We start from the raw sequence: 20,601 nt of genomic DNA on the forward strand, positions 1-20,601 counted from the left end.
AAACGCGAAGCGTTTGCGCAAGGGAGCGCAGCGACGAAGCAATCCATTCCTCCGCAAGCGGCGAAATGGATTGCTTCGCGGAGCCTGTCATCCGACGGCGCTACGCGCCGACCGGGTGGCTCGCAATGACGGGGTGAGAGAGTTTGCCTAGACTAGCTGAACGCGTTGCGCAGCTTTTGCGCCATCTCCAGCAGCGCCGGATTGTGCTTCACCAGCCGCTTGGTGCGGTTGAGGCCCGACATGACGCTGGCGGCAAGCTTGCCGCGCTGGCTGAGCGGGATGAAGCTGTCGAAGATCGGCTCGTCGCTCTTGCAGAACAGCCGCTTGTAATCGTCCGATCCGATCCCGAGGTCGAGCGCGCGGTAACCCTGTCCGGCATAGTGATCGATGATGTCGCGCATCAGGATCAGGCCGGGGCTGTACTTCGAATTTGCCGACATCGTGTAGGTGTTGAACATCATCGAGAACCGATGGCCGTCGGCGACGCCGGCGAAGATCGCGATCACTTCCTCATCGCATTCCAGCGCGTGGATATCGATGGCGTGCCTGCCGCCGGCGAGTGGCGCGGTGCAGGCGCTGCGGACGAATTCCTCGATGCCGGGATCGGCGAACACATTCGGCAGCTTCTGTTCCGCCATCCGCAGCGGCTTGACGCGGAAGAACCAGTCGAGCAGCCGGGTGATGTCGGCCTTGGAGGACGCAATAAGACTGCGATAACCGGGCAGGGACTGCAGCTTGCGTTCCTTGCCCTTGAGACGGCGCCGGAACGAGTTGCTGATCAGCGCAGGGGGCGCGGCGCCAGGCTCGATCACCAAAAGCGGGCAATCATTGGCCGACGGCTGATGCGGCAGCAAGGCGAGTGGATTGGGCAGGTCGCGCCAGCGAACCGGTTGCTGGTGCAGCGCGAGGACATCGGCTTCGGACCGCAGCGAGATCGCCGATATCAGGCCCTCGAGATCGGCCCGCGTTGCGCTCGCGGCGAAATCGCGGTCGAACAGCGCCATGTTGAAGGTCGAATGCTTGCCGCCCATGAAGCTGGCGCAGCGGGCGCCATAGGCGTACCTGAGCGCGAGCGGAAGCAGCAGCAGCGGACGGCGTTCCGCGTCGTAGGCAATCACGATGAAGGCAACGAGGCCTTCGCGCGCGCCGACCTGGCGCTGCCAGGGGCTGAGGAAGTCGAACCGCTGATACGGCGTGAAGAAGGTTTGCGCGCCTTCCAGGCTGCGCCAGACGCCTTCCGCCGCGGCGAGGTCGTGAACGATGTCGATGCCGGCGATACGGCTCGCCTTCGACCACACATCTGCATCCGCCGTTCGGCCTTTGATCGCGGCAGCCATGGTCATCGCAGAGCCCGTGTTATATGAATTTGTTTACAATTTCGGCTTTGGCCGACCTTCGCAGGGAAATGTCAACAAAGGGTAATACGATGCGGGCGCGGCGGGGGCAGCGCGACCGCATGTTGAGGGCGGTACGTTGGCGTCGGATATCGGAATTTTGCGGCGGGCCTGGATGGAGCTCGCCTATTTCAGCGGCTATTTCAGGCTGAAGCAGCGGCAGAGCGGTGGCGCCGGCGTCATTTTGCGGTTCGAGCGCGTCCGTCCGCGCGATTCCCGGCCGTTTCAGCCCAATCGGTGGCGTGAAATCACGCCGCAATTTCTCGACCGGACCATCCAGGCGCTGAAGCGCTGGAACTTCGACCTGATCACGATGGACGAGGTGTGCCGGCGGGCGGTCACGCTGCCAAGAGCCAATCGGTTTGCCTGCCTGACCTTCGACGGCGGCTGTAAGGACGTCATCACGCAGGCCTATCCGGTGTTGTCGAAGCAGGGCGTGCCTTTCACCATCTACCTGCCCACCGCATTTCCGGATGGGCTCGGCGAACCCTGGTGGCTCGCGCTGGAAGAGATGATCGCGCGCGAGGATCGCATCAGCCTGGTGATCGACGGCAAGGAGCGGCGTTTCGCAACCGGCAGCATATCGGGCAAGTATGATACTTTCGAATTTCTGGCGAACTGGATGCGGACGCTGCCGCCGCCGGACCTTTTGTTCGCGATCCACGACCTCTGTACGCGCTACTCCGTCGATCTCGCGGCGCTGTCGCGCGCTGCCTCGATGGATTGGAACGATCTGACCAAGCTCGCCGCCGATCCGCTGGTGACGATCGGCAGCGCAACGGTGAACTATTCCGCACTGTCCAAGCTGAAAGCGGCCGATGCGCAACGCGAAATGACGATGGGCAAGGCGGTCGCGGAGACCGCTTTGCGCCGCACTGTCAGCCATTTCGCCTATCCGTTCGGTGATCGGCAATCCTGGCGCCGGGAGCACGTCGTTATGGCGCAGGAGGCAGGTTTCGCCAGCGCGGTATCGACGATCCCGGGCGTCGTCGAGGCCAAAGGATACACAAATCTACATGCATTGCCGCGGATCGCCTGGGACGGACGGCAGGCTTCGCTGCGCACGATGCGGGTGTTGCTGTCAGGAATGATGTTTCCCGCGGTCAGGCCGACCCGGGACAATTGGGTTTAGAGCATGATGAAATTGAGTTTGATTGCGACCGCGAAGAAGGTGCGCTCCCTCTCCCGCTTGCGGGGGAGGCATAGGCGGCCCATGGCCGCCGTTCTTTAGTAGAACGCCGATGCGGAGCATCGGCTATGGGTGGGGGTGGCTCCGCGGGCGACACTGCCCGAGTGGAGAGAGCCCCCACCCGGCGCTTCGCGCCGACCTAAGAGCGAGCTTCGCTCGTCTCGACCCCCGCAAGCGGGAGAGGTGAAGCGCGTCTGCGGCCAAATCGATCTAACCAAAAATCATCATGCTCTAGTCTAAGCGGCGCGATCGGGCCGCGACATCCAGCTCACGATCGGCATCGCCGGCAGCACCCATCCAAGCCCTGCCACGACATAGAAGATCGCCTGTAGCAGGCCTGAACTGGCCAGCCATGGCGTCTGGGCGATGGTCATTCCCAACAGCGACCAGACCACGACCAGCACCAGCAAAGCGAGGGTTCCAAAGAATTTGCGGGTGCGTATCGTCATGGCGGATATGTCAGGCTCGTGGCGGGTTGCGCGCGGGAAGGGGCGGACTATAAGGGGCGCGCCAATTCAATCAAGCGCGCCTTCGGGGCGAGCCAGGACGGATTTCAAGACGGATTTTTTATGATCGCTGGTTCCACACAGCAGGCCCCGCATGCCACTGCCGTCCGATCGTGGCTGATCGTGGTCGCCGCGCTGATTGCGGTCATGGTGCTGGTCGGCGGCGCCACGCGCCTGACGGAATCCGGACTGTCGATCGTGGAATGGAAGCCGGTTACCGGCACGCTGCCGCCGCTCAACGAGGCGCAATGGGCACAGGCATTCGAAGGCTACAAGGCCATTCCGCAATACCGTGAACTCAACGCCGGCATGAGCCTTGCCGAGTTCAAGACCATCTTCTGGTGGGAATGGAGCCATCGGCTGCTCGGACGCGTGATCGGCGCGGTCTATCTGCTGCCGTTCCTGTACTTCCTGTGGCGTGGTGCGTTCAGCGCCGAATTAAAAAAACGGCTGTGGCTGATCTTCGCCCTCGGCACGCTGCAGGGCGCGGTCGGCTGGTGGATGGTCGCCTCTGGTCTTTCGCAGCGGACGGAGGTCTCCCAGTATCGTCTGGCCATGCATCTGGTGCTGGCCCTGATTATCTTTGCGTCGATCGTCTGGACGCTAAGGCGGATGAGCGCACGACCGCAGCCGGTCGTTCCGCCGCGGCTGAAGATCTCCGGGGTGGCTGTGCTCGCCTTGACGTTCGTCCAGATTTATTTCGGCGCGCTGGTCGCGGGCCTGCGGGCAGGAAGGGTGTACAATACCTGGCCCGAGATCGACGGCGCCTTCATTCCGTCGGCGGCGCGGCTGTTCTTCGAGGAGCCGTGGTGGCGCAATCTGTTCGACAACACGCTCACCGTGCAGTTCGAGCACCGAATGACCGCCTATGCGCTGCTGGCGCTGGCCGTCCTTCATGCCGTCGATAGCGTGAGGTCACGGGCCGGTGTTGCCGTTGTCGGCGGGGCCTGGTCTCTGGTGGCGGCGATCACGCTGCAGGCCGTACTCGGCATTCTGACGCTGCTGCATCAGGTGCCGATCGATCTCGCGCTGGCGCATCAGGCTGTTGCGATCGTGGTGTTGACGCTTGCGGTGTTGCAGACCGAACGTCTGGTTGCGCGGCGCACCGAGCACGATCGGCAGAAGCTGGCGATGCCGCTCGGGCAGCCCGGCTGAAATTGAGTAATTCTAATCTGCTGTCATTGCCGGAAGTGGCCGATTTGCAGGGGTTTCTTGCTGCGCGACGGCCTTGACGCATTTGGGTGGCGTGCGACCGCTTTACTTGAATCGTTTGGACGATAAAACGAGCCAAAACAAAGGTTCAGTTTCATGTCCTCAGCTTTCATCCAGGCCGCCGTCATCCTGCTCCGCGAAGGGCTCGAAGCCATGCTGGTGATCGCAGCACTCGCGGGCTACCTGACCAAGGCCGGTGCCGCCCACCGCATTCAGGCGCTGTACGGCGGCGCGCTCGCCGCGGTCGGCGCCAGCTTCATCGCCGCCTGGCTGTTTGCGGTGCTGAACTCCGGCGACCACAGCGATGTCCTCGAGGGCGTCATCATTCTCGTCGCCGCCGCCCTGATGCTCTATGTCAGCGGCTGGCTGATGGTGAAGCAGGACCCGCGCGGCTGGCAGGATTACCTCGCGCATAAAGCCGACCGCGCGCTGTCGCAGGACACGGTGTGGGCGGTCGGCGCGCTGGCTTTCCTCGCGGTGTTCCGGGAGGGCGCCGAGACCGTGCTGTTCATCAATGCGCTGGCGAAGACCGAGGGCGGCTGGAGCGCGGGGCTGTTCGCAGGTCTTGCCGCCGCGACGGTGGCACTTGCCGTGCTGTTCTATTTCATCAACCTGATTGCACGAAAGCTTCCGCTGCGGCCGCTGTTCATCGTCACCTCGGCGTTCCTGTTCGTGATGGCGATCAAGTTCATCGGCGAGGCGGTGCAGGAGTTCCAGGAACAGGCGATCATCACGGTCACCGAGGTGAAGGGCTCGGCATTCCTGACCGCGATCGGCCTCAATCCGACTATGGAAGCGTTGTCGATCCAGGGCCTGGTGATCCTGTTTGCGCTGGCGACCTATTCGGTGGTCCAGCGCAACAACCGCCTGATGCGCGAGGATAAGGCCGCTATGCGTGCGGCCGAGTGATCCGCCAAAGCTACGCCGCCTGCCGGTTGAGTCCGAGGTAGTCGAGCCCGATATCGAGAGCGGCGGAGCTGTGGGTCAGCCAGCCGGCGGAAATCAGATCGACGCCGGTTGCCGCGATCGCTTTGGCCGTCTCGGCCGTGATGCGGCCGGATGCCTCCGTGATCGCTCGGCCGCCGGCCATCGCGACCGCCTGCCGGAGTTGCTCGACCGTCATGTTGTCGAGCAGGACAGCATCAACACCAACCGCAAGGGCCTGTTCGAGCTGCGACAGGGTATCGACCTCGACCTCGATCTTGACGAGGTGACCGGCATGCGCTTTTGCGCGTTCGATCGCGGTCCTGATATCGCCGGCCAGGGCGATGTGGTTGTCCTTCATCAGAATGGCGTCGTCGAGGCCGAAGCGGTGATTGCTGCCGCCGCCGGCGCGGACCGCGTATTTTTCCAGCGCGCGCAGCCCAGGCGTGGTCTTGCGGGTGCAGACGATGCGCGCCTTGGTGCCTTGCGCCGCCGAAACCAGCGAGGCCGTTGCGGTGGCGACGCCACTGAGATGGCAAAGGAAGTTCAGCGCCGTGCGTTCGCCGGTCAATAGTCCACGTGCCGGTCCCTCGATGGCGGCAATAATATCTCCCGGCGCCACTACACTGCCGTCGGGTCGCTCGGCGGTGAGCCGAATGGCGGGACTTACGAGCTGAAACGCGCAGCGCGCGACGTCGAGCCCGGCCACGACGCCCGGCTGGCGCGCGCGCAGCACCAGCGAGGCAAGCTTGTCGGCGGGAACGATCGCATCCGCGGTGATGTCGCCGGCGCGTCCGAGATCTTCGAGCAGGGCGGTTCGAACGAGAGGTTCGTACATGAGCGGTAGAAGCGGCGTAAGGGTCACGGCTGGACACTCCCGACGCAGAGGAATTCGGTCTCAATAAAGTCGCGGGCGGTATCGATTGCGTCCGCAAGCGAGATGGATGAAGGCACGGCCGAAGGCAGAGCGTCAGGGAAGTCGGTTCGGTAGTGTCCGCCGCGGCTTTCCTCGCGCCGCCAGGCCGCGACCGCGATCATCAATCCGACCAGCGCGGGATCGGCTGCCGCATTTCTGCCGTTGGCGAGCGGATAGAGGCTGCGGATCGTCCGATCGATTCCGTGCCGCTCGCGGAGCACACCGAGGCCTTGCGACAGGATCGGCCGTACGGCCGAAGGATCGGACGCGGGCGCAGGCGCGTCGGCCACGCGCGCTTTCAGCGGGCCGTGGCTCGCGCCCGTGACGCTCTCTGCAACCCATTGTGCACAGACGATGGCTTCCATCAGCGAATTGCTGGCGAGCCGGTTGGCGCCATGCAGCCCGGTGCGGCTGACCTCGCCGCAGGCCCAGAGGCCGTCCACACTGCTGCGGCCTTCGCCATCAACGGCTATCCCGCCCATGTGGTAGTGCACCGCCGGCCTCACCGGAATCGGATCGGCCGCTGGATCGATCCCGGCCATTTTGCAGAACGCGGAAATGACGGGATATCGTTTGGCAAATTCCGCTCCCGGATGTTTGCGCGCATCGAGGAAGACGCGATGTCCTTCGGCGCGGCGGCGCCAGACCGCGCGCGCGACGATGTCACGGGGCGCAAGTTCGGCACCGGGCTGATGCGCCATGAAGCGCCGCCCGGTGTCGTCGATCAGGATCGCGCCGTCGCCACGCACGGCTTCCGTCACCAGCGGCATCGGGCGCGAGGGCCCGTCGAACGCGGTCGGGTGAAACTGGATGAATTCGAGATCGGAAAGCAGAGCTCCCGCGCGCGCCGCCAAGGCAAGCCCCTGGCCGTAACAGCCACTGGGGTTGGTGCTGTCGAGAAACAGGCCGCCGATGCCTCCCGTTGCGAGCACGATGCGGGTGGTTCCGATCACGAACACACCCTGCGCGTTCACGGCAAGCACGCCCCTGATGGAATTGTCTTCGACGACCAGGCTCCGCGCCTCGACGCCTTCAAGGAGGGTAATCGACGGGCAGCGGCGCACTGCTGCGATCAGCGCACGCATGATCTCGCGGCCCGTGCCGTCGCCGGTCGCGTGCACGATGCGGTTACGGCTGTGTGCGGCTTCGAGGCCGAGTCGCCAGCCGCCGTCGGGACGTCGGTCGAATGCGACGCCAAGCCTTGCCAGATGCTCCACCGCCGCGGGCGCCGCGTGAACGATCCCGTGAACGACGGCTTGGTCGCAGAGACCCGCACCTGCGGTTAGCGTGTCGGCGAGGTGCAGGGCAGGGCTGTCGTCGTCGCCCATCGCCGCCGCAAGCCCGCCTTGCGCCCACAGGCTCGATGCCTCCGCGCCAAGCGGCGCCTTCGACAACAGCACGACCGGCTCGGGTCCCATCTGAAGCGCCGTCATCAATCCGGCGGCGCCGCCGCCGATGATGACAGGACGGTGGTTAAGCGCTGAGATCTCAGTGCTCATATCGCGAGCATCCTTTCGACCGCGCGCCGGGCAGGCGCGGCGATCGCGGGATCGATCGTCACCTCGTGCCGGCCGGTCTCCAGCGCATGGCGAATGTTCTTCAGCGTGATCCGCTTCATGTGCGGGCACAGATTGCACGGCCGGATAAACTCCACATCGGGATGGAGCACCGAGACGTTGTCGCTCATCGAACATTCCGTCAGCAGCACGACCCGGGGCGGGCGCTGCTTGCCGACGTAATCCGACATCGCAGCCGTGGAGCCGGAGAAATCGGCTTCCGCCACGACTTCGGGCGGGCACTCCGGATGCGCCAGGATGGTCACGTCTGGATGATTTTCGCGCAGTTGCCGGACGTCAGAGGCCGTAAACAACTCGTGCACCTCGCAGTGGCCCTTCCATGCGATGATCTTCACGTTTGTCTGCGCGGCAATGTTTTGCGCCAAATATTCATCCGGCAGCATGATCACGCGTTCGGCGCCCAGCGATTCCACGACCTTGAGCGCGTTGCCGGAAGTGCAGCAGATATCGGACTCCGCCTTCACCGCGGCCGATGTGTTGACATAGGTGACGACGGGGACGCCGGGATAGCGCTGCCGCATCAGCCGCACATCCTCTGCGGTGATGGACTCGGCGAGCGAACAGCCCGCCGCCAGGTCAGGGATCAGCACCGTCTTTTCCGGGTTCAACAGCTTGGCCGTCTCGGCCATGAAATGTACGCCGGCCAGCACGATGATGTCGGCATCAACCTTGGTGGCTTCACGCGCCAGCAGCAGGCTGTCGCCGACGATGTCAGCGACGCCGTGGAAGATTTCAGGTGTCTGGTAGTTATGTGCGAGGACCACGGCATTGCGCTCTCGCTTCAGCGCCAGAATGGCGTCGACATCCTCGGCAAACACGGCCCATTCAGGCGGCGGGATAACCCGTTTGACCCGATCGTAAAGCGGTGAAACGGGGGCGAGTGCGGCGGCGCTGAGGTTGGCCATTTATACTCTCCTTGAGTATATCATGGCTTATACTTATCCTGAGCATAATCGAAGTCAAGTGCGGGATAAGGGAAGCTTGGTTCCGGCGATCGCCCGTTCGGCCAGCACGCCGTGGCGGAACCTGAACAATTTGGCCGGGCGGCCAACGGTATCGGCGGCGATTGCGCCAGTCTCCTCAACGAGTTGCTGCTGCTCGATTAGGCGGCGGAAGTTCTGCTTGTGCACCAAGCGGCCTGCAAGCGCCTCAACGCTGCGTTGCAGTTGCAGCAGGGTGAATTCCGCCGGCATCAGTTCGAACACCACGGGGCGGTATTTGATCTTGGCGCGCAGCCGCGCGATCCCGGTGGCGAGAATGCGGCGGTGATCTCCGGTCATTGGTTTGCCCGGAATGACGGCCGTCGCCGGTGCCCCGTCACGCACGGCTTCCGGGATTAGGCCGGCCTCATAGAGCAATTCGTAGCGCTGCAGCACCAGCTCCTCGTTCCATTCGCGATCGTCGAGGCCAAACGTGATGGCTGCGCGCTGCCACCGTTCGCGCTGCACGCTCGTGGTATCAGCGGATTTTGCCCATGCCCGCAGCCGCGACGCCAATGTCTTCGCGAGCGACGGGGGGAGCCCGGCCCGCTGATCCTCCCATGGAAAATATTCGTACCAGCCGGACCAGTGCGCCTCAAAACCCTGTCCGACCTTGTCTTCGCGGGTCAGGCCCAGATAGCTGATCGATATCGAGTGCGGTGACTTGGCGTCTCCGGCGCGCCCACGGTCGGCGAACGTGTAGAGCTGCTCGACATAGCCGAGCGGATGACCGGTTTGCGCCTCGACCCACGCTCGCAATCCCGTCTGTAGCGAACGGTGCGCGAATTCGAACGGTCCGCTCGGCAGCGCGCTGTCGTTCGCAATGGTCATGATCTTGGGCTCGCCGTCAGTGACGGCTACGAGGACGGCGACCAGATCCGCCGTGATCGCCTTGGCAGAACCTGTTGCCCTGTTTTTTGTCGATACCCCTGCCACCTCTGTTATCCGTCTCCGTCGCTGATGCGCCGTTAGCAATATCCATACACGCCGCAAGCATACGGCAAGCGAGCCCAGTAGGGTGTATAGGAGCCGCCATAATAGGGGCCGTCATAGCTGTAGGAATGGCTCGTTCCGTAATAGCCGGGCAACGTCGATGACCCTGGCAGCAATGGCGTACCCCGGACTAGTGGCACGTAGGGCATCACTCCCACCGGCTTGATCAGCACGTCGGGCTCTTCTTCGACGACCACCAGTTGGCGGCCGCGCCGCACATAGAGCGGTGCGGAGCCAGGTGCAACGGTGGTTCGGTAATTGTAATGCGCCCGGGGGAAACCCGGCGGCAAGTTGCTGGCGGCACGAACCGCGGCGCGCTTGGTGGCGGCGGGGCCGTCGGCAGCGACAGCGGTTCCGATCGCGAACGTCGCAATCAGCAATGACATCGTCCAGCGCAGCATGGTCGGCTCCGAATCACTCGGGGGCGGGTCACTGTCACTTTATGCCGGAATGACCGTTAATGAGAGGCTGTGATTGCGAGCCTACTGACCTTGGAAGTGGTTGGACCTCCCTCGAACGTCATCGCCCGCGAAGGGCGGGCGATCCAGTATTCCAGAGACGGGCAACTCAGCCGAGAGGCCGCCGCGGCGTACTGGATACCTGCTTTCGCGGGTATGACGATCTTCTGTAAGGAGACGCGATAGCATCCATTGCATCACGCGCTCAGCGCCTGCTCCAGATCGGCGATCAGGTCTTCCTTGTCCTCGATTCCGATCGACAGGCGCACAACATCGGGTCCAGCGCCGGATCGCACCTTGGCTTCATCATCGAGCTGGCTGTGCGTGGTCGAGGCCGGGTGAATCACCAGCGAGCGGGTGTCGCCGACATTGGCCAGATGCGAGAACAGTTTCAGGTTCGATACCAGGCTGACGCCGGCGTCGTAGCCGCCTCTTAGGCTGAAGGTGAATACCGCACCGGCGCCCTTCGGCGCGTATTTGCGCGCGAGCTTGTTGTACCTGTCGCTGGCAAGGCCCGCATAGTTCACCGACGCCACCGCGGAATGGCCGGCCAGAAATTCCGCAACCGCCTTGGCATTCTCGCAGTGCTTCTGCATGCGCAGCGGCAGTGTCTCGATTCCAGTCAGTATCATGAAGGCATTGAACGGCGACAGCGCCGGACCGAGGTCGCGCAAGCCCAGCACGCGGCAGGCGATCGCGAAGGCGAAATTGCCAAACGTCTCCTGAATCCTGATGCCGTGATATTCCGGCCGCGGCTCGTTGAGCATCGGATATTTGTTGTCCTTCGACCAGTCGAAGGTGCCGGCATCGACGATGACGCCGCCGAGCGAATTGCCATGGCCGCCCAAGAATTTCGTCAGCGAGTGCACGACGATGTCGGCGCCATGATCGATCGGACGGATCAAATAGGGCGTTGCCAGCGTGTTGTCGACGATCAGCGGCACGCCGGCCTTGCGGGCGACTTCTGCAATCGCCTCGATGTCGGTGATGCTGCCGGCGGGGTTGGCGATCGATTCGATGAAGATCGCCTTGGTGCGCGGCGTCACCGCGCGCTCGAAGCTGCCGATGTCGTCGGGGTCGGCCCATGCGACGTTCCAGCCAAAGCTCTTGAACGCATGCGTGAACTGGTTGATCGAGCCGCCGTAGAGTTTTCGCGCGGCGATGAACTCGTCGCCCGGCATCAGCAATTGCTGCAGCACGACAACCTGCGCAGCATGTCCCGAGGCGACCGCCAAAGCTGCGGTGCCGCCTTCCAGCGCCGCCATGCGCTCTTCCAGCACGGCGGTGGTCGGATTGCCGATGCGGGTATAGATGTTGCCGAACGCTTGCAGCCCGAACAGCGAGGCGGCATGGTCGGCATCGTTGAATACGAAGGACGTGGTCTGATAGATCGGCGTCACCCGCGCGCCGGTGGTGGGATCGGGCTGCGCGCCGGCGTGCACGGCAAGGGTCGAAAATCCCGGGAGACGGTCGGTCATTCTTCTTCGTCCTGTTCTTTGGCCTGCTCGAATTGCGCGGCATGCTGATCGCAGCCGTGTCTGCCGTCAAGGCGAAGCCTTCACATGTGGCGGATTGGAAACGGGCCTGCTTCGTCAGGCCGCGTCTTCGAAATGATTGTTTCTCATTGCTTCACGTCGGCTCGCTTTTGTTCTTTGCGGCGCGATCCGATGCTGCCGTTGCCCCGCCGCCGACGCTCATCCGGTTCAGCGACAGCCGCATGCCCTGTGTCGGAATCGGCGCGCGCTTCGAGCTCAGCGTGCGCGAATTGACGCCCATCCATGAAATCTCCGACGACAGCCGACCATATTCGATCTTCGGGCAGCGGTTCATCACCACCTTGATGCCGGCGGCTTCGGCCTTTTCGGCAGCCGCGTCGTCGCGCGCGCCGAGCTGCATCCAGATCACCTTTGGCAGCGGCGACAATGTCAGGGCCTCGTTGACGACAGGCATGATGTGGCTGGAGCTGCGGAAGATGTCGATCATGTCGACGGGACGGCCGATATCGGACAGCGAGGCGACAAAAGGCTTGCCGAGTAGCTGCTTTCCGACATGACCGGGGTTGACCGGAATCATGTCATAGCCACGCAGCGCCAGATATTTGAACGCGAAGTAGCTCGGCCGCACATTGACCGGCGAGGCACCGACCATCGCGATCGACTTCACGGAGTTGAGAATGCCGCGGATGTAATTGTCGTCGTAGGCGTCGTGGTTCATTTGATTTCCTCAGCCCTCATGGTGAGGAGCGCGAAACGCGCGTCTCGAACCATGAGGCCACAGACCCTGCATCCTTCGAGACGCCGCTTGCGCGGCTCCTCAGGATGAGGAACGTCTATTCATCCTGCCACTTCGGCTCACGCTTCTCGATGAACGCGCCAATGCCTTCCTCGGCGTCGCGCGCCATCATGTTCTCGGTCATCACTTCCGCCGCATAGCGGTAGGCATCGGCAAGGCTCATTTCAGCCTGGCGGTAGAACGCCTCCTTGCCGAGCTTGACGGTATAGGCGGATTTGAGCGCGACCTTCTGCGCCAGCGCGATCGCCGCATCGCGTTCGGTGCCGGCGGCGACCACGCGGTTGACGAGGCCGATATTCTTCGCCACGGCCGCCGAAATCGGCTCGCCCGTGAGCAGCATCTCCATCGCCTGCTTGCGCGGGATGTTGCGCGACAGTGCCACCATAGGCGTCGAACAGAACAGGCCGATGTCGACGCCGGGGGTGGCGAAGCCTGCAGCCTCGGAGGCGACCGCGAGATCGCAACTCGCTACCATCTGGCAGCCGGCGGCAGTCGCGATGCCCTGCACGGCCGCGACCACCGGCTTTGGCAGGTGCACCACAGCCTGCATCATCGCGCTGCAGGCGTTCATGATCTGCCCGAAATAGGCGCGGCCGCGATCGGCGTCGCTGCGGTGTGCAGTCAATTCCTTCATGTCGTGGCCTGCGGAGAACGCCGGACCGTTGGCCGCGATGACGACGGCGCGCACGCTGTTGTCGTCGTGGATTGCCGTCAGCGCAGCGTGCAGCTCGGCGATCAGGCTCTCCGACAGGCTGTTGCGCGCGGCCGGCCGGTTGAGGGTGAGCACGCGGATGCTGCCGACATTTTCCTGCAGCAGGATCGGAGGTTGCGGCGTGGGCACGCGGGCAGTCTGGGCGGGCATTTCCGGGTTTCCACTCCAGGATTTTCATTTTGGCTTTGATGACAACGTAATGTAACAGGCAGCCTTAATCGAGGGGCATGGGTGGCATGGCGGCAGCGAAAATGAGCGTGGCTGAGCTGGAGAAGTTCCTCCGCGAGGAGTTTCCGCAGGCGTTCAGCGACGGCGATATCACCATCGAGAGCGCCGATGGCGAGACCTGCCTGCTGCGGCGGCGTTATGACGAGCGCATGCTGCGTCCAGGCGGCACGGTGTCGGGGCCGACGCTAATGGCGATGGCTGATTTTGCAATGTATGTGGTACTGCTCTCGGCGATCGGCCCGGTGGGGCTAGCGGTAACGACCAATCTCAACATCAATTTCCTGCGCAAGGGCCAGCCGGGGCAGGACGTGCTGGCCGCGGCGCGCCTGCTGAAGCTCGGTAAGCGGCTGGCGGTCGGGGAGGTGAACCTGCTGTCGGGCTCGTCGCCCGATCCGATCGCCCACGTGACAGCGACCTATTCCATTCCAAACACGTAGAGTTTTGGAAGGTAATATGGCACCATATTTATAAGCAACTGTTTTCATTGGGGCAATTTGCAAACATTGGCGTTGACTGACCGCGCCCCGTTCTCTAGAAACCCGCCAGTTCGGCGCGTCTGGCGCCGATTTCCATTTTCACGGATTTCCTCACATGAAAACCTATTCGGCAAAGCCCGCCGAGGTGACCAAGAAGTGGGTCCTGATCGACGCCAAGGGTCTGGTGGTCGGCCGGCTCGCCACTCTGGTCGCGATGCGCCTGCGCGGCAAACATCTGCCCACCTATACCCCGCATGTCGATTGCGGCGACAACGTCATCATTATCAACGCGGCGCATGTGGTGCTGACCGGTCGCAAGCGCGACAATAAGGTCTACTACAAGCACACCGGCTTCATCGGCGGCATCAAGGAGCGCACCGCGAAGTCGATCCTCGAGGGCCGTTTCCCCGAGCGCGTGGTCGAGAAGGCCATCGAGCGCATGATCCCGCGTGGTCCGCTCGGACGCGTGCAGATGGGCAATCTGCGCGTTTATCCCGGCGCCGAACATCCGCATGAAGCCCAGCAGCCCGAGAAGGTTGATATCGCTTCGATGAACCGCAAGAACATGAGGGCCGCATAAGATGTCGGATACCATGCAGTCGCTCGACCAATTGGCGTCGTTGAAGACGGCCGCTCCGGAAGCGCCGAAATACGTCAAGAAGGTCGACAAATACGGCCGCGCCTACGCCACCGGCAAGCGCAAGGATGCGGTCGCCCGCGTCTGGATCAAGCCGGGCGCCGGCAAGATCATGGTCAACACCCGCGAAGTCGAGGTTTACTTCGCCCGTCCGGTGCTGCGCATGCTGATCCAGCAGCCGCTGGTCGCGGCCGCGCGTGCCGGCCAGTACGACGTCATCTGCACGGTCGCCGGCGGCGGTCTGTCGGGCCAGGCGGGTGCCGTCCGTCACGGCATCTCGAAGGCGCTGACCAACTTCGAGCCAGATCTGCGCGGCGTGCTGAAGAAGGGCGGCTTCCTGACCCGCGACTCCCGTACCGTGGAGCGCAAGAAGTACGGCCGGGCCAAAGCGCGCAAGTCGTTCCAGTTCTCGAAGCGCTAATTGCTTCGCTAAAATTTGCAGCGGATTGCTGCATTCACCAGACGGAAAAGGGCGCCGATCGGCGCCCTTTTTGCTTACCATTTAGTGATGGGTTACCACGGATTTTCGTGAAAACTTGCTTACCCGCACTCACGAAATTGGAACTCGGCCCTCCTAGTGTCCGCGATGCGATGGCGCGAAATGCATTTTCAGTGTGCGCCGAACAAGTTGCATCACACGCGTTCGGGTGAGCCCATGTCGTTCGATACTTCCACGCTGTATTTATTTGCCACGATGGTCGCAGGCATGCTCGGGGCCATGCTGGTGCTGTTCGGCAAGCAGGAAAACATTCCAGCCTTGAAGTGGTGGGGGACGGCCTATCTGCTTGGCGCGTCGTCGGTGGCGATCTGGACCGTCGGCGGCGCCAAACTCGGCGAGCCGCTATTGCTGGCGCTGCATGCGCTTGGTTTCGTGGCCTGCGGCATGGTCTGGAACGCTTCGCGCGTGTTCCACGGCCGCAAGCCCAATCTGCCGGGGCTTTTCCTCGGCGCGATCGCCTGGGTCGGCACCGCGCTGGCTGTGCCATCCTTGAATCCCGCCATGCGGCTGATTGTCGGCGCGGCGATCGTCGCGATCTATGCGGGGCTGACGGCTTCCGAATTGTGGAGCGAACGGCGGCGGACGATGCACAACCGCTGGCCCGCGATCGCCGTGCCCGTCATGCATGGTTGCGTGCTGGCGCTGCCGATCCTGCTCGGCAGCCTGCTGCGCCCGCACGACGAGACCTTCACCAGCAGCATCTGGGTGACGGCATTCTCGATCGAACTGATTTTGTATGCGATCGGCACCGTGTTCGTCATCTTCATGCTGGTATCGGACCGCGCCGTCACCGTGCACAAGACCGCGGCGTCCGTCGATCCTTTGAGTGGAATGCTGAACCGCCGCGGTTTTACGGAAGCCTGCAACCGTGTGATCGAACGCGAAGCCGCCGCCGGGCGGCCGGTGACGGTGATGATTTTCGACATCGACCATTTCAAGAGCATCAATGACCGCTTCGGCCACCCCGCGGGCGACGAAATTCTCAAATTGTTCTCCACTGTCGTGGTCAGCAATTTGCGCATCAACGATCTCTCGGGGCGCATCGGCGGCGAGGAGTTCGCCGCGTTGTTGGCGTGTTCGCTGGACGAGGGCGTGATCGTGGCCGAGCGCGTGCGCGAGGCGTTCGAGGCGTCCAACATTGTCTGCGAGGAGGGACCGGTCGACACCACCGTCAGCATCGGCGTCGCTGGCGGTCCGGCGGGCACGGAGCTCGAAGTGTTGCTGGCGGCAGCCGACACCGCGCTCTATCAGGCCAAGCGCGGCGGCCGCAATCGGGTCGAGGCGGCGGAAGAACTGCCGCTGTCGCTCGAGAAGTGGCGGCGCAAGACGGCGGGGCGCGCAGCTTCGCAACGCCAGGCGCCGGCGGCGACTTAAACGTGCTGCTCAAACAACGCGATATCTCGGGAGATTGATCCAACACTTTGGATCGCTCTCCATGCGATGGCGCGCGCGGTAACCTCCCGTTTACCATTCCGTCCATATCATCCGCGCATGGATCCATCCCGCAGACAAAACCCACAGGCTGCCCTGATGTCGCTCGAAGCGGCCGCAGCCTCCGCCCGCGGCGGGTTTGGCTGCATGTTCTCGACCTCGGAAGAATTCGAGATGGCGCTCATCACCGAACGCCGTGCGCAGGGGCGTTACGTTCAGCGCAGAATGCGCTGGCCTGCCATCCTGTTCATCGGCTTTGCGCTGATGGTCGCCGGCACGGCGCTGCTGTTCGGCTAGCTGCTACTCCTCACTTCGCTAATGGATCGGGGCGTACCTGAATATGGACGGCCCGCGGCTTTGAGCCCTTGCCGCCTTCCATCAACCAGGGTGTGCGATCGCCGCTCGAGCTCCAGAGACCACGGCCTTTCCAGCCTGCGTTTGGATCGTCAATGCGTCCGTCGAGGCCCTTGGCAAAAAAGCCGAGCGGATAGGGGATGCGCAGCATCACCATCTGCCCGTCCTTGAAGGCGACGAAGCCGTCGTTGAGGTTGGCGGTGGAGATCGGGATGTTCTCGCCGAGGCCGCCCGTGTTGTGGTGATCGACCCAGGTGTAGTAGCTCGCCTCGGCGCTGGAGTTCTCGAATCCTTCGAAGCCGGGGCCCGGATATTTGAAGTAGGAGAAGCCTTCCGGGCAGTGATGGCCGGTCGCGCCCGGCCCGTTCAGCGGCGCCTTGCACTTGCTGCGATCGAAGCGGATCAGGCTGCCGTTCGAGCCCGAGCCCCAGAGCACGCCGTTCTTGTCGATGTCGCCGCCGCGAACGCCGATACCTTCCTTCGGGATCGCATAGAACTCCGAGAGTTTGGTCTTGGGATCGAAGCGCAGGAAGCCGGGCGGCCCGACGAACACGTTGACGGTGTACCAGACCGAGCCGTCGGTCGGATGTGGCATCACCGCGTAGGGGCCCGAGCCCGCGATCCGCATGTCCTTGCCGGCCTCCGCCGGCTTGCCCGGGTCGGTATATTCGTCGACCTTGCCGTTGCCGTTGGTATCGAGCACGAAGGGTACCCATCCCTGCGCTTTGACGGCATCGCCGGTCTCGTCCCAGAGCCGGGTGTTGATCCAGCCGGCGACCGGTCCGGTTCCCGACGTCCAAAGCGTGTCGTCGGCGTCGTAGCCGAATTGCGGATGATGGGTGCCGAAGCAGGTATCGACGAAGCTGTACTTCTGGGTCTTGGGATCGAATACCGACACTTGCCGTCCGGAGCGTTCGAGCGGAAAAGCCTTAGCCGACGGGTGATCAGATCCCTTCTTGCAATACGCCGGGTTGTCGATGCCGCGCACGGCCGCCGCCAACCACAGGCGGCCCTTTTTGTCGAACATGCTGTTGTGATTGTTGCTCCGTTGGCTCCAGATCTTCTCGTCACCCCAATAGGCCGAGGGACTGACCGGATTGAGGAGAGCCGTGCCATGCAGCGGAGGGCCGAATGATTCCGGCGCGTTGGGATCGGCGACCGGCAATTTGAAGAACGTCACCTTGTGCGTTTTGGGATCGAGGATCGGCATGTCGTCGGAGGAATATTCGTTCGCCCCGTACAGCGGGCCGTAGGCGTTGACGGTCGGGTAGCGGCGATCCGAGGAAATCAGGTCGTGGACGAAGTGTTTTTCGGTCGCCCATTCCCACGACGAGATCACGACATTGCGCTCGATGCCGGTCGGCCGCGGTGGTTTTTCTTTCGGCAGCTCGCCCTTGGCGACCCGGTCGGTCCAGTCGCCGAAATATTTGAACGGCACGCCGCCCATTTGCCCCGCGAGCCGGTTCACCATCCATTCGCCGGTTTGGCCTGCGGCGACACGGCGCATCCAGGCTTCCTCGTGCGATTTGAATTCGCCGAACCCCGCCGGGATCGTGCGGGTGGATTCCTGGCCGAGCTGATGGCAGCCGATGCAGTCGACATTGTTCATCCGCTGGCGCCAGATGTCCTGCGTGATCTCCTTCGGGATCTCGGTGGAGCCGCCGAAATCCTTTGCCGGCGGGATCTTCATCATCGTGTACCAGTAGACCGCCGAGTAATAATGAGCGGCGGCGGCATCGTTCGGCGCCGGGACTGCCGTGAGATTGACCTGCTGACCGGGCTTGGCGCGCAGCTTGGGCGAATCCACGAGGCCATAGCCGCGTACCCAGATCGCGTAGTTCACGTTCGGCGGCAGGTCCGGGATCACATAACGGCCCTGGTCGTCGGTGACGACGATCTTGGCGAATTTTGTCGGTAACTCATTTGTCTCCGCGATGACCCAGACGCCGGGCTCCGGGCCGTTCGGTCCGCGCACCGCGCCGCCGATATCATCATTGTCGATGGCGACCGCTGCGGGCTGCTGCGCTTGCGATGGCGCCGCCATCAAGCTCAGTCCACTTGCCGCCGCAGCCAGGGTGAAGGAGAACAGGATCCGACCGAGATTCATTGTTTCTCTCCCCGCGACCATGAGCTTGTTGTCGCTCGTTGTTGGCGCAAGCCTACACCAGACCAGGGTTGCGGCGGCAGCATGTCACGCGCGCGGTTTCCTCACGCTTGCGGCATCAAGGACTGGCGTGCGTCGCAACAACGCCTATGCATCCGCCTTTTGCTTTTGAGGCGGCTGGGTTAGACACGCCAATTCTCACGAGAGGGCATAACCAATGATCACCGAAATCGCGCAAATCGACGTCAAGCCGGGCACCGAGAAGGATTTTGAAGCGGCCGTTGCCAAGGCCCGCCCGCTGTTCCTGCGCGCCAAGGGCGGCAAGGAGTTTGAATTGCACAAGTCGATCGAGAAGCCGCAGCGTTATCGGCTGGTGGCGAAGTGGGAGACGCTGGAAAACCACACCGTGGACTTTCGCGGCTCGGAAGATTTCACCGCCTGGCGCGCGCTGGTCGGCCCGTACTTTGCTTCGCCGCCCGAGGTCGAGCATACCGAGACGGTGCTGACCACGGCGGACTGACACCGTTCAAGCCGCCGTCGTGAGGGCGGCGGGCGCCACTTCCGCCTTGAAATGATCGATCATCACCTTGGCGATCGCCATCAGGGGCAGCGCGAGCGCCAGCCCCCAGATGCCGAAGACGACGCCGAGCAGGATCTGGAACGCAAACAGCGTCGCAGGCGGAATGTCCAGCGCCTGGCGCTGGATGATCGGCGTCAGCACGTAGCTTTCCAGCGCGTGCACGCCGAGGAACAGGATGAAGGCGGAGAGGCCTGCGATCCATCCCGAAGCAAGGCTTGCCAGCACCACGATCAGCCCGCCGAGGATCGCGCCGACCGTCGGGATGAAGGCGAGCAGGCCGGCCTGGATGCCCAGGATGAACGAACTCTGGATGCCGATGATCGAGAGCCCGATCCAGGTCACCAGGAACACCGCAACCATGGTGATGATCTGCGCGATCAGCCAGCGCTCCAGCGTCTCGCTGATGCGGTCGATGATCGTAACCGCGCGCACGCGATGCTTCTTCGGCGCCATGAACAGCAGTCCGTTGCGGTAGACGCTTGGCTGGGTCGCGAAGGCGATCCCTAAAAACAGCACGATGAAGAAGTTTCCGACTGCGCTGGCGGTACCCAGGATCAGTTTCAGGCTCTGGCTGAAGATGGCGCCGCCGCTGGCCGCAATCGTGCCGGCGCTGGGAAGGGTATGCGGCGTCGCCGTCGCGGCGGGCGCCGGCGTGCCGTCATCTGGCGTCGAGGACAGCGTGCCGAAATCGAAGAAGCTGGTGTCGATGCCGTTCCGTTCCAGAAAGCCTTTGACGTTGACGAGTTGCGATTTGAGCGTGTTGCTCAACGTCGTCGTCTGCTGGGCGATCGTGGTGCCGCCGAGAAAGACGATGCCCGACAGCATGCCCGCGACCACCAGGCAGACTACGGTCAGCCGCAGCGCATGCGGCAGCCGCAACACACGTCCGAGCAGGTTGCTCATGGCGTTGAGGGTGACGCCGAGCAGGACACCGGAAAAGATCAGAAACAGCGTCGCGGCAAAATGCCAGGTGAACACGAGCAGGGCGGCGAACAGCACGACGCCGATGCCGCCGACCGATATCGCCCACGCCAAATCATTGCGGGCCTGAAGGCGATTGTCAGCCGGACCTGTCACATTGATTCCTTTTCGCAGAATGTTGTCTGCAGTCTTTCGCCAAAAACGCCGCTGGGATCAAG

21 protein-coding genes are annotated in these 20,601 nt (G+C 63.1%); 9 read left to right on the forward strand and 12 right to left on the reverse strand.

Annotated elements, in window-relative coordinates:
• Positions 1–152: 152 nt before the first annotated feature.
• Entirely contained in the window at positions 153–1,343 is a 1,191-nt protein-coding gene (locus tag RX328_RS23610; protein ID WP_213255487.1) for a GNAT family N-acetyltransferase, read from the reverse strand.
• A gap of 130 nt (positions 1,344–1,473) precedes the next feature.
• On the opposite strand from RX328_RS23610, the gene RX328_RS23615 reads away from it, so the two are divergent.
• Positions 1,474–2,526, forward strand: coding sequence for a polysaccharide deacetylase family protein (locus RX328_RS23615; RefSeq protein ID WP_213255485.1), 1,053 nt, complete (start codon positions 1,474–1,476; stop codon positions 2,524–2,526).
• Between the two features lie 293 nt (positions 2,527–2,819).
• Here the strand turns inward: RX328_RS23615 and RX328_RS23620 are convergent, their stop codons facing one another.
• Positions 2,820–3,032, reverse strand: coding sequence for a DUF2842 domain-containing protein (locus RX328_RS23620; RefSeq protein WP_057844248.1), 213 nt, complete (start codon positions 3,030–3,032; stop codon positions 2,820–2,822).
• A 120-nt stretch (positions 3,033–3,152) separates the two neighbouring features.
• On the opposite strand from RX328_RS23620, the gene RX328_RS23625 reads away from it, so the two are divergent.
• Together RX328_RS23625 and RX328_RS23630 are read left to right on the forward strand one after the other, a co-directional pair.
• Complete coding sequence (locus tag RX328_RS23625) at positions 3,153–4,244, forward strand: COX15/CtaA family protein (protein ID WP_213250525.1); 1,092 nt, start codon at positions 3,153–3,155, stop codon at positions 4,242–4,244.
• Between the two features lie 153 nt (positions 4,245–4,397).
• A complete protein-coding gene (locus RX328_RS23630) occupies positions 4,398–5,210 on the forward strand; it encodes an FTR1 family protein (protein ID WP_213250523.1) in 813 nt (270 codons plus the stop codon).
• Between the two features lie 10 nt (positions 5,211–5,220).
• On the opposite strand, the gene nadC is transcribed toward RX328_RS23630, so the two are convergent.
• From nadC to RX328_RS23670, 8 genes are all read right to left on the reverse strand, one after another.
• Entirely contained in the window at positions 5,221–6,090 is an 870-nt protein-coding gene (gene nadC / locus RX328_RS23635) for a carboxylating nicotinate-nucleotide diphosphorylase (RefSeq protein WP_213250521.1), read from the reverse strand.
• A complete protein-coding gene (locus tag RX328_RS23640) occupies positions 6,087–7,640 on the reverse strand; it encodes an L-aspartate oxidase (protein WP_213250518.1) in 1,554 nt (517 codons plus the stop codon). The genes nadC and RX328_RS23640 overlap by 4 nt, the downstream gene beginning before the upstream one ends.
• Positions 7,637–8,623, reverse strand: a complete 987-nt coding sequence (gene nadA / locus RX328_RS23645) for a quinolinate synthase NadA (RefSeq protein ID WP_213250515.1) — start codon at positions 8,621–8,623, stop codon at positions 7,637–7,639. The genes RX328_RS23640 and nadA overlap by 4 nt, the downstream gene beginning before the upstream one ends.
• Positions 8,624–8,677: 54 nt before the next feature.
• A complete protein-coding gene (locus RX328_RS23650) occupies positions 8,678–9,712 on the reverse strand; it encodes an NUDIX hydrolase (protein WP_409410773.1) in 1,035 nt (344 codons plus the stop codon).
• Positions 9,667–10,092 (reverse strand): hypothetical protein, encoded by a 426-nt coding sequence (locus tag RX328_RS23655; RefSeq protein WP_213250510.1) that lies wholly within the window; start codon positions 10,090–10,092, stop codon positions 9,667–9,669. The genes RX328_RS23650 and RX328_RS23655 overlap by 46 nt, the downstream gene beginning before the upstream one ends.
• Before the next feature lie 254 nt (positions 10,093–10,346).
• Positions 10,347–11,627 (reverse strand): O-acetylhomoserine aminocarboxypropyltransferase, encoded by a 1,281-nt coding sequence (locus RX328_RS23660; RefSeq protein ID WP_213250507.1) that lies wholly within the window; start codon positions 11,625–11,627, stop codon positions 10,347–10,349.
• 151 nt (positions 11,628–11,778) lie between these two features.
• Positions 11,779–12,363 (reverse strand): CoA-binding protein, encoded by a 585-nt coding sequence (locus tag RX328_RS23665; RefSeq protein WP_213250504.1) that lies wholly within the window; start codon positions 12,361–12,363, stop codon positions 11,779–11,781.
• A gap of 115 nt (positions 12,364–12,478) precedes the next feature.
• Positions 12,479–13,303 (reverse strand): enoyl-CoA hydratase, encoded by an 825-nt coding sequence (locus RX328_RS23670; protein ID WP_213250501.1) that lies wholly within the window; start codon positions 13,301–13,303, stop codon positions 12,479–12,481.
• 86 nt (positions 13,304–13,389) lie between these two features.
• Between RX328_RS23670 and RX328_RS23675 the strand changes: the two genes are divergently transcribed.
• From RX328_RS23675 to RX328_RS23695, 5 genes are all read left to right on the forward strand, one after another.
• On the forward strand, positions 13,390–13,818 hold the full coding sequence (locus RX328_RS23675) for a PaaI family thioesterase (RefSeq protein WP_213250498.1): 429 nt from the start codon (positions 13,390–13,392) through the stop codon (positions 13,816–13,818).
• A 154-nt stretch (positions 13,819–13,972) separates the two neighbouring features.
• Positions 13,973–14,437: a 50S ribosomal protein L13 gene (gene rplM / locus RX328_RS23680; RefSeq protein ID WP_057839142.1), complete on the forward strand. Its 465-nt coding sequence runs from the start codon at positions 13,973–13,975 to the stop codon at positions 14,435–14,437.
• A gap of 1 nt (position 14,438) precedes the next feature.
• Positions 14,439–14,915, forward strand: a complete 477-nt coding sequence (gene rpsI, locus RX328_RS23685; protein ID WP_065747101.1) for a 30S ribosomal protein S9 — start codon at positions 14,439–14,441, stop codon at positions 14,913–14,915.
• A 234-nt stretch (positions 14,916–15,149) separates the two neighbouring features.
• Entirely contained in the window at positions 15,150–16,367 is a 1,218-nt protein-coding gene (locus tag RX328_RS23690; protein ID WP_213250495.1) for a GGDEF domain-containing protein, read from the forward strand.
• Between the two features lie 117 nt (positions 16,368–16,484).
• Positions 16,485–16,721, forward strand: coding sequence for a hypothetical protein (locus tag RX328_RS23695; RefSeq protein WP_213250492.1), 237 nt, complete (start codon positions 16,485–16,487; stop codon positions 16,719–16,721).
• A 10-nt stretch (positions 16,722–16,731) separates the two neighbouring features.
• On the opposite strand, the gene RX328_RS23700 is transcribed toward RX328_RS23695, so the two are convergent.
• Positions 16,732–18,885, reverse strand: coding sequence for a carboxypeptidase-like regulatory domain-containing protein (locus tag RX328_RS23700; protein ID WP_213250489.1), 2,154 nt, complete (start codon positions 18,883–18,885; stop codon positions 16,732–16,734).
• Positions 18,886–19,099: 214 nt separating this feature from the next.
• On the opposite strand from RX328_RS23700, the gene RX328_RS23705 reads away from it, so the two are divergent.
• The gene (locus RX328_RS23705; RefSeq protein ID WP_213250487.1) at positions 19,100–19,402 is read left to right on the forward strand and encodes an antibiotic biosynthesis monooxygenase family protein; all 303 of its coding nucleotides are present in this window, start codon (positions 19,100–19,102) and stop codon (positions 19,400–19,402) included.
• Positions 19,403–19,408: 6 nt separating this feature from the next.
• On the opposite strand, the gene RX328_RS23710 is transcribed toward RX328_RS23705, so the two are convergent.
• The gene (locus RX328_RS23710; protein WP_213250485.1) at positions 19,409–20,539 is read right to left on the reverse strand and encodes an AI-2E family transporter; all 1,131 of its coding nucleotides are present in this window, start codon (positions 20,537–20,539) and stop codon (positions 19,409–19,411) included.
• Positions 20,540–20,601 lie beyond the last annotated feature (62 nt).

It is taken from the genome of Bradyrhizobium sp. sBnM-33 (assembly GCF_032917945.1).
In the GTDB taxonomy this organism is placed as follows: domain Bacteria; phylum Pseudomonadota; class Alphaproteobacteria; order Rhizobiales; family Xanthobacteraceae; genus Bradyrhizobium.

Coding starts and splice junctions, on each gene's coding strand:
- RX328_RS23610 (WP_213255487.1), bottom strand. CDS start 1,343: ATGACCATGGCTGCCGCGATCAAAGGCCGAACGGCGGATGCAGATGTG.
- RX328_RS23620 (WP_057844248.1), bottom strand. CDS start 3,032: ATGACGATACGCACCCGCAAATTCTTTGGAACCCTCGCTTTGCTGGTG.
- RX328_RS23625 (WP_213250525.1), top strand. CDS start 3,153: ATGATCGCTGGTTCCACACAGCAGGCCCCGCATGCCACTGCCGTCCGA.
- RX328_RS23630 (WP_213250523.1), top strand. CDS start 4,398: ATGTCCTCAGCTTTCATCCAGGCCGCCGTCATCCTGCTCCGCGAAGGG.
- RX328_RS23640 (WP_213250518.1), bottom strand. CDS start 7,640: ATGAGCACTGAGATCTCAGCGCTTAACCACCGTCCTGTCATCATCGGC.
- nadA (WP_213250515.1), bottom strand. CDS start 8,623: ATGGCCAACCTCAGCGCCGCCGCACTCGCCCCCGTTTCACCGCTTTAC.
- RX328_RS23655 (WP_213250510.1), bottom strand. CDS start 10,092: ATGCTGCGCTGGACGATGTCATTGCTGATTGCGACGTTCGCGATCGGA.
- RX328_RS23660 (WP_213250507.1), bottom strand. CDS start 11,627: ATGACCGACCGTCTCCCGGGATTTTCGACCCTTGCCGTGCACGCCGGC.
- RX328_RS23665 (WP_213250504.1), bottom strand. CDS start 12,363: ATGAACCACGACGCCTACGACGACAATTACATCCGCGGCATTCTCAAC.
- RX328_RS23670 (WP_213250501.1), bottom strand. CDS start 13,303: ATGCCCGCCCAGACTGCCCGCGTGCCCACGCCGCAACCTCCGATCCTG.
- RX328_RS23675 (WP_213250498.1), top strand. CDS start 13,390: ATGGCGGCAGCGAAAATGAGCGTGGCTGAGCTGGAGAAGTTCCTCCGC.
- rplM (WP_057839142.1), top strand. CDS start 13,973: ATGAAAACCTATTCGGCAAAGCCCGCCGAGGTGACCAAGAAGTGGGTC.
- rpsI (WP_065747101.1), top strand. CDS start 14,439: ATGTCGGATACCATGCAGTCGCTCGACCAATTGGCGTCGTTGAAGACG.
- RX328_RS23690 (WP_213250495.1), top strand. CDS start 15,150: ATGTCGTTCGATACTTCCACGCTGTATTTATTTGCCACGATGGTCGCA.
- RX328_RS23695 (WP_213250492.1), top strand. CDS start 16,485: ATGGATCCATCCCGCAGACAAAACCCACAGGCTGCCCTGATGTCGCTC.
- RX328_RS23700 (WP_213250489.1), bottom strand. CDS start 18,885: ATGAATCTCGGTCGGATCCTGTTCTCCTTCACCCTGGCTGCGGCGGCA.
- RX328_RS23705 (WP_213250487.1), top strand. CDS start 19,100: ATGATCACCGAAATCGCGCAAATCGACGTCAAGCCGGGCACCGAGAAG.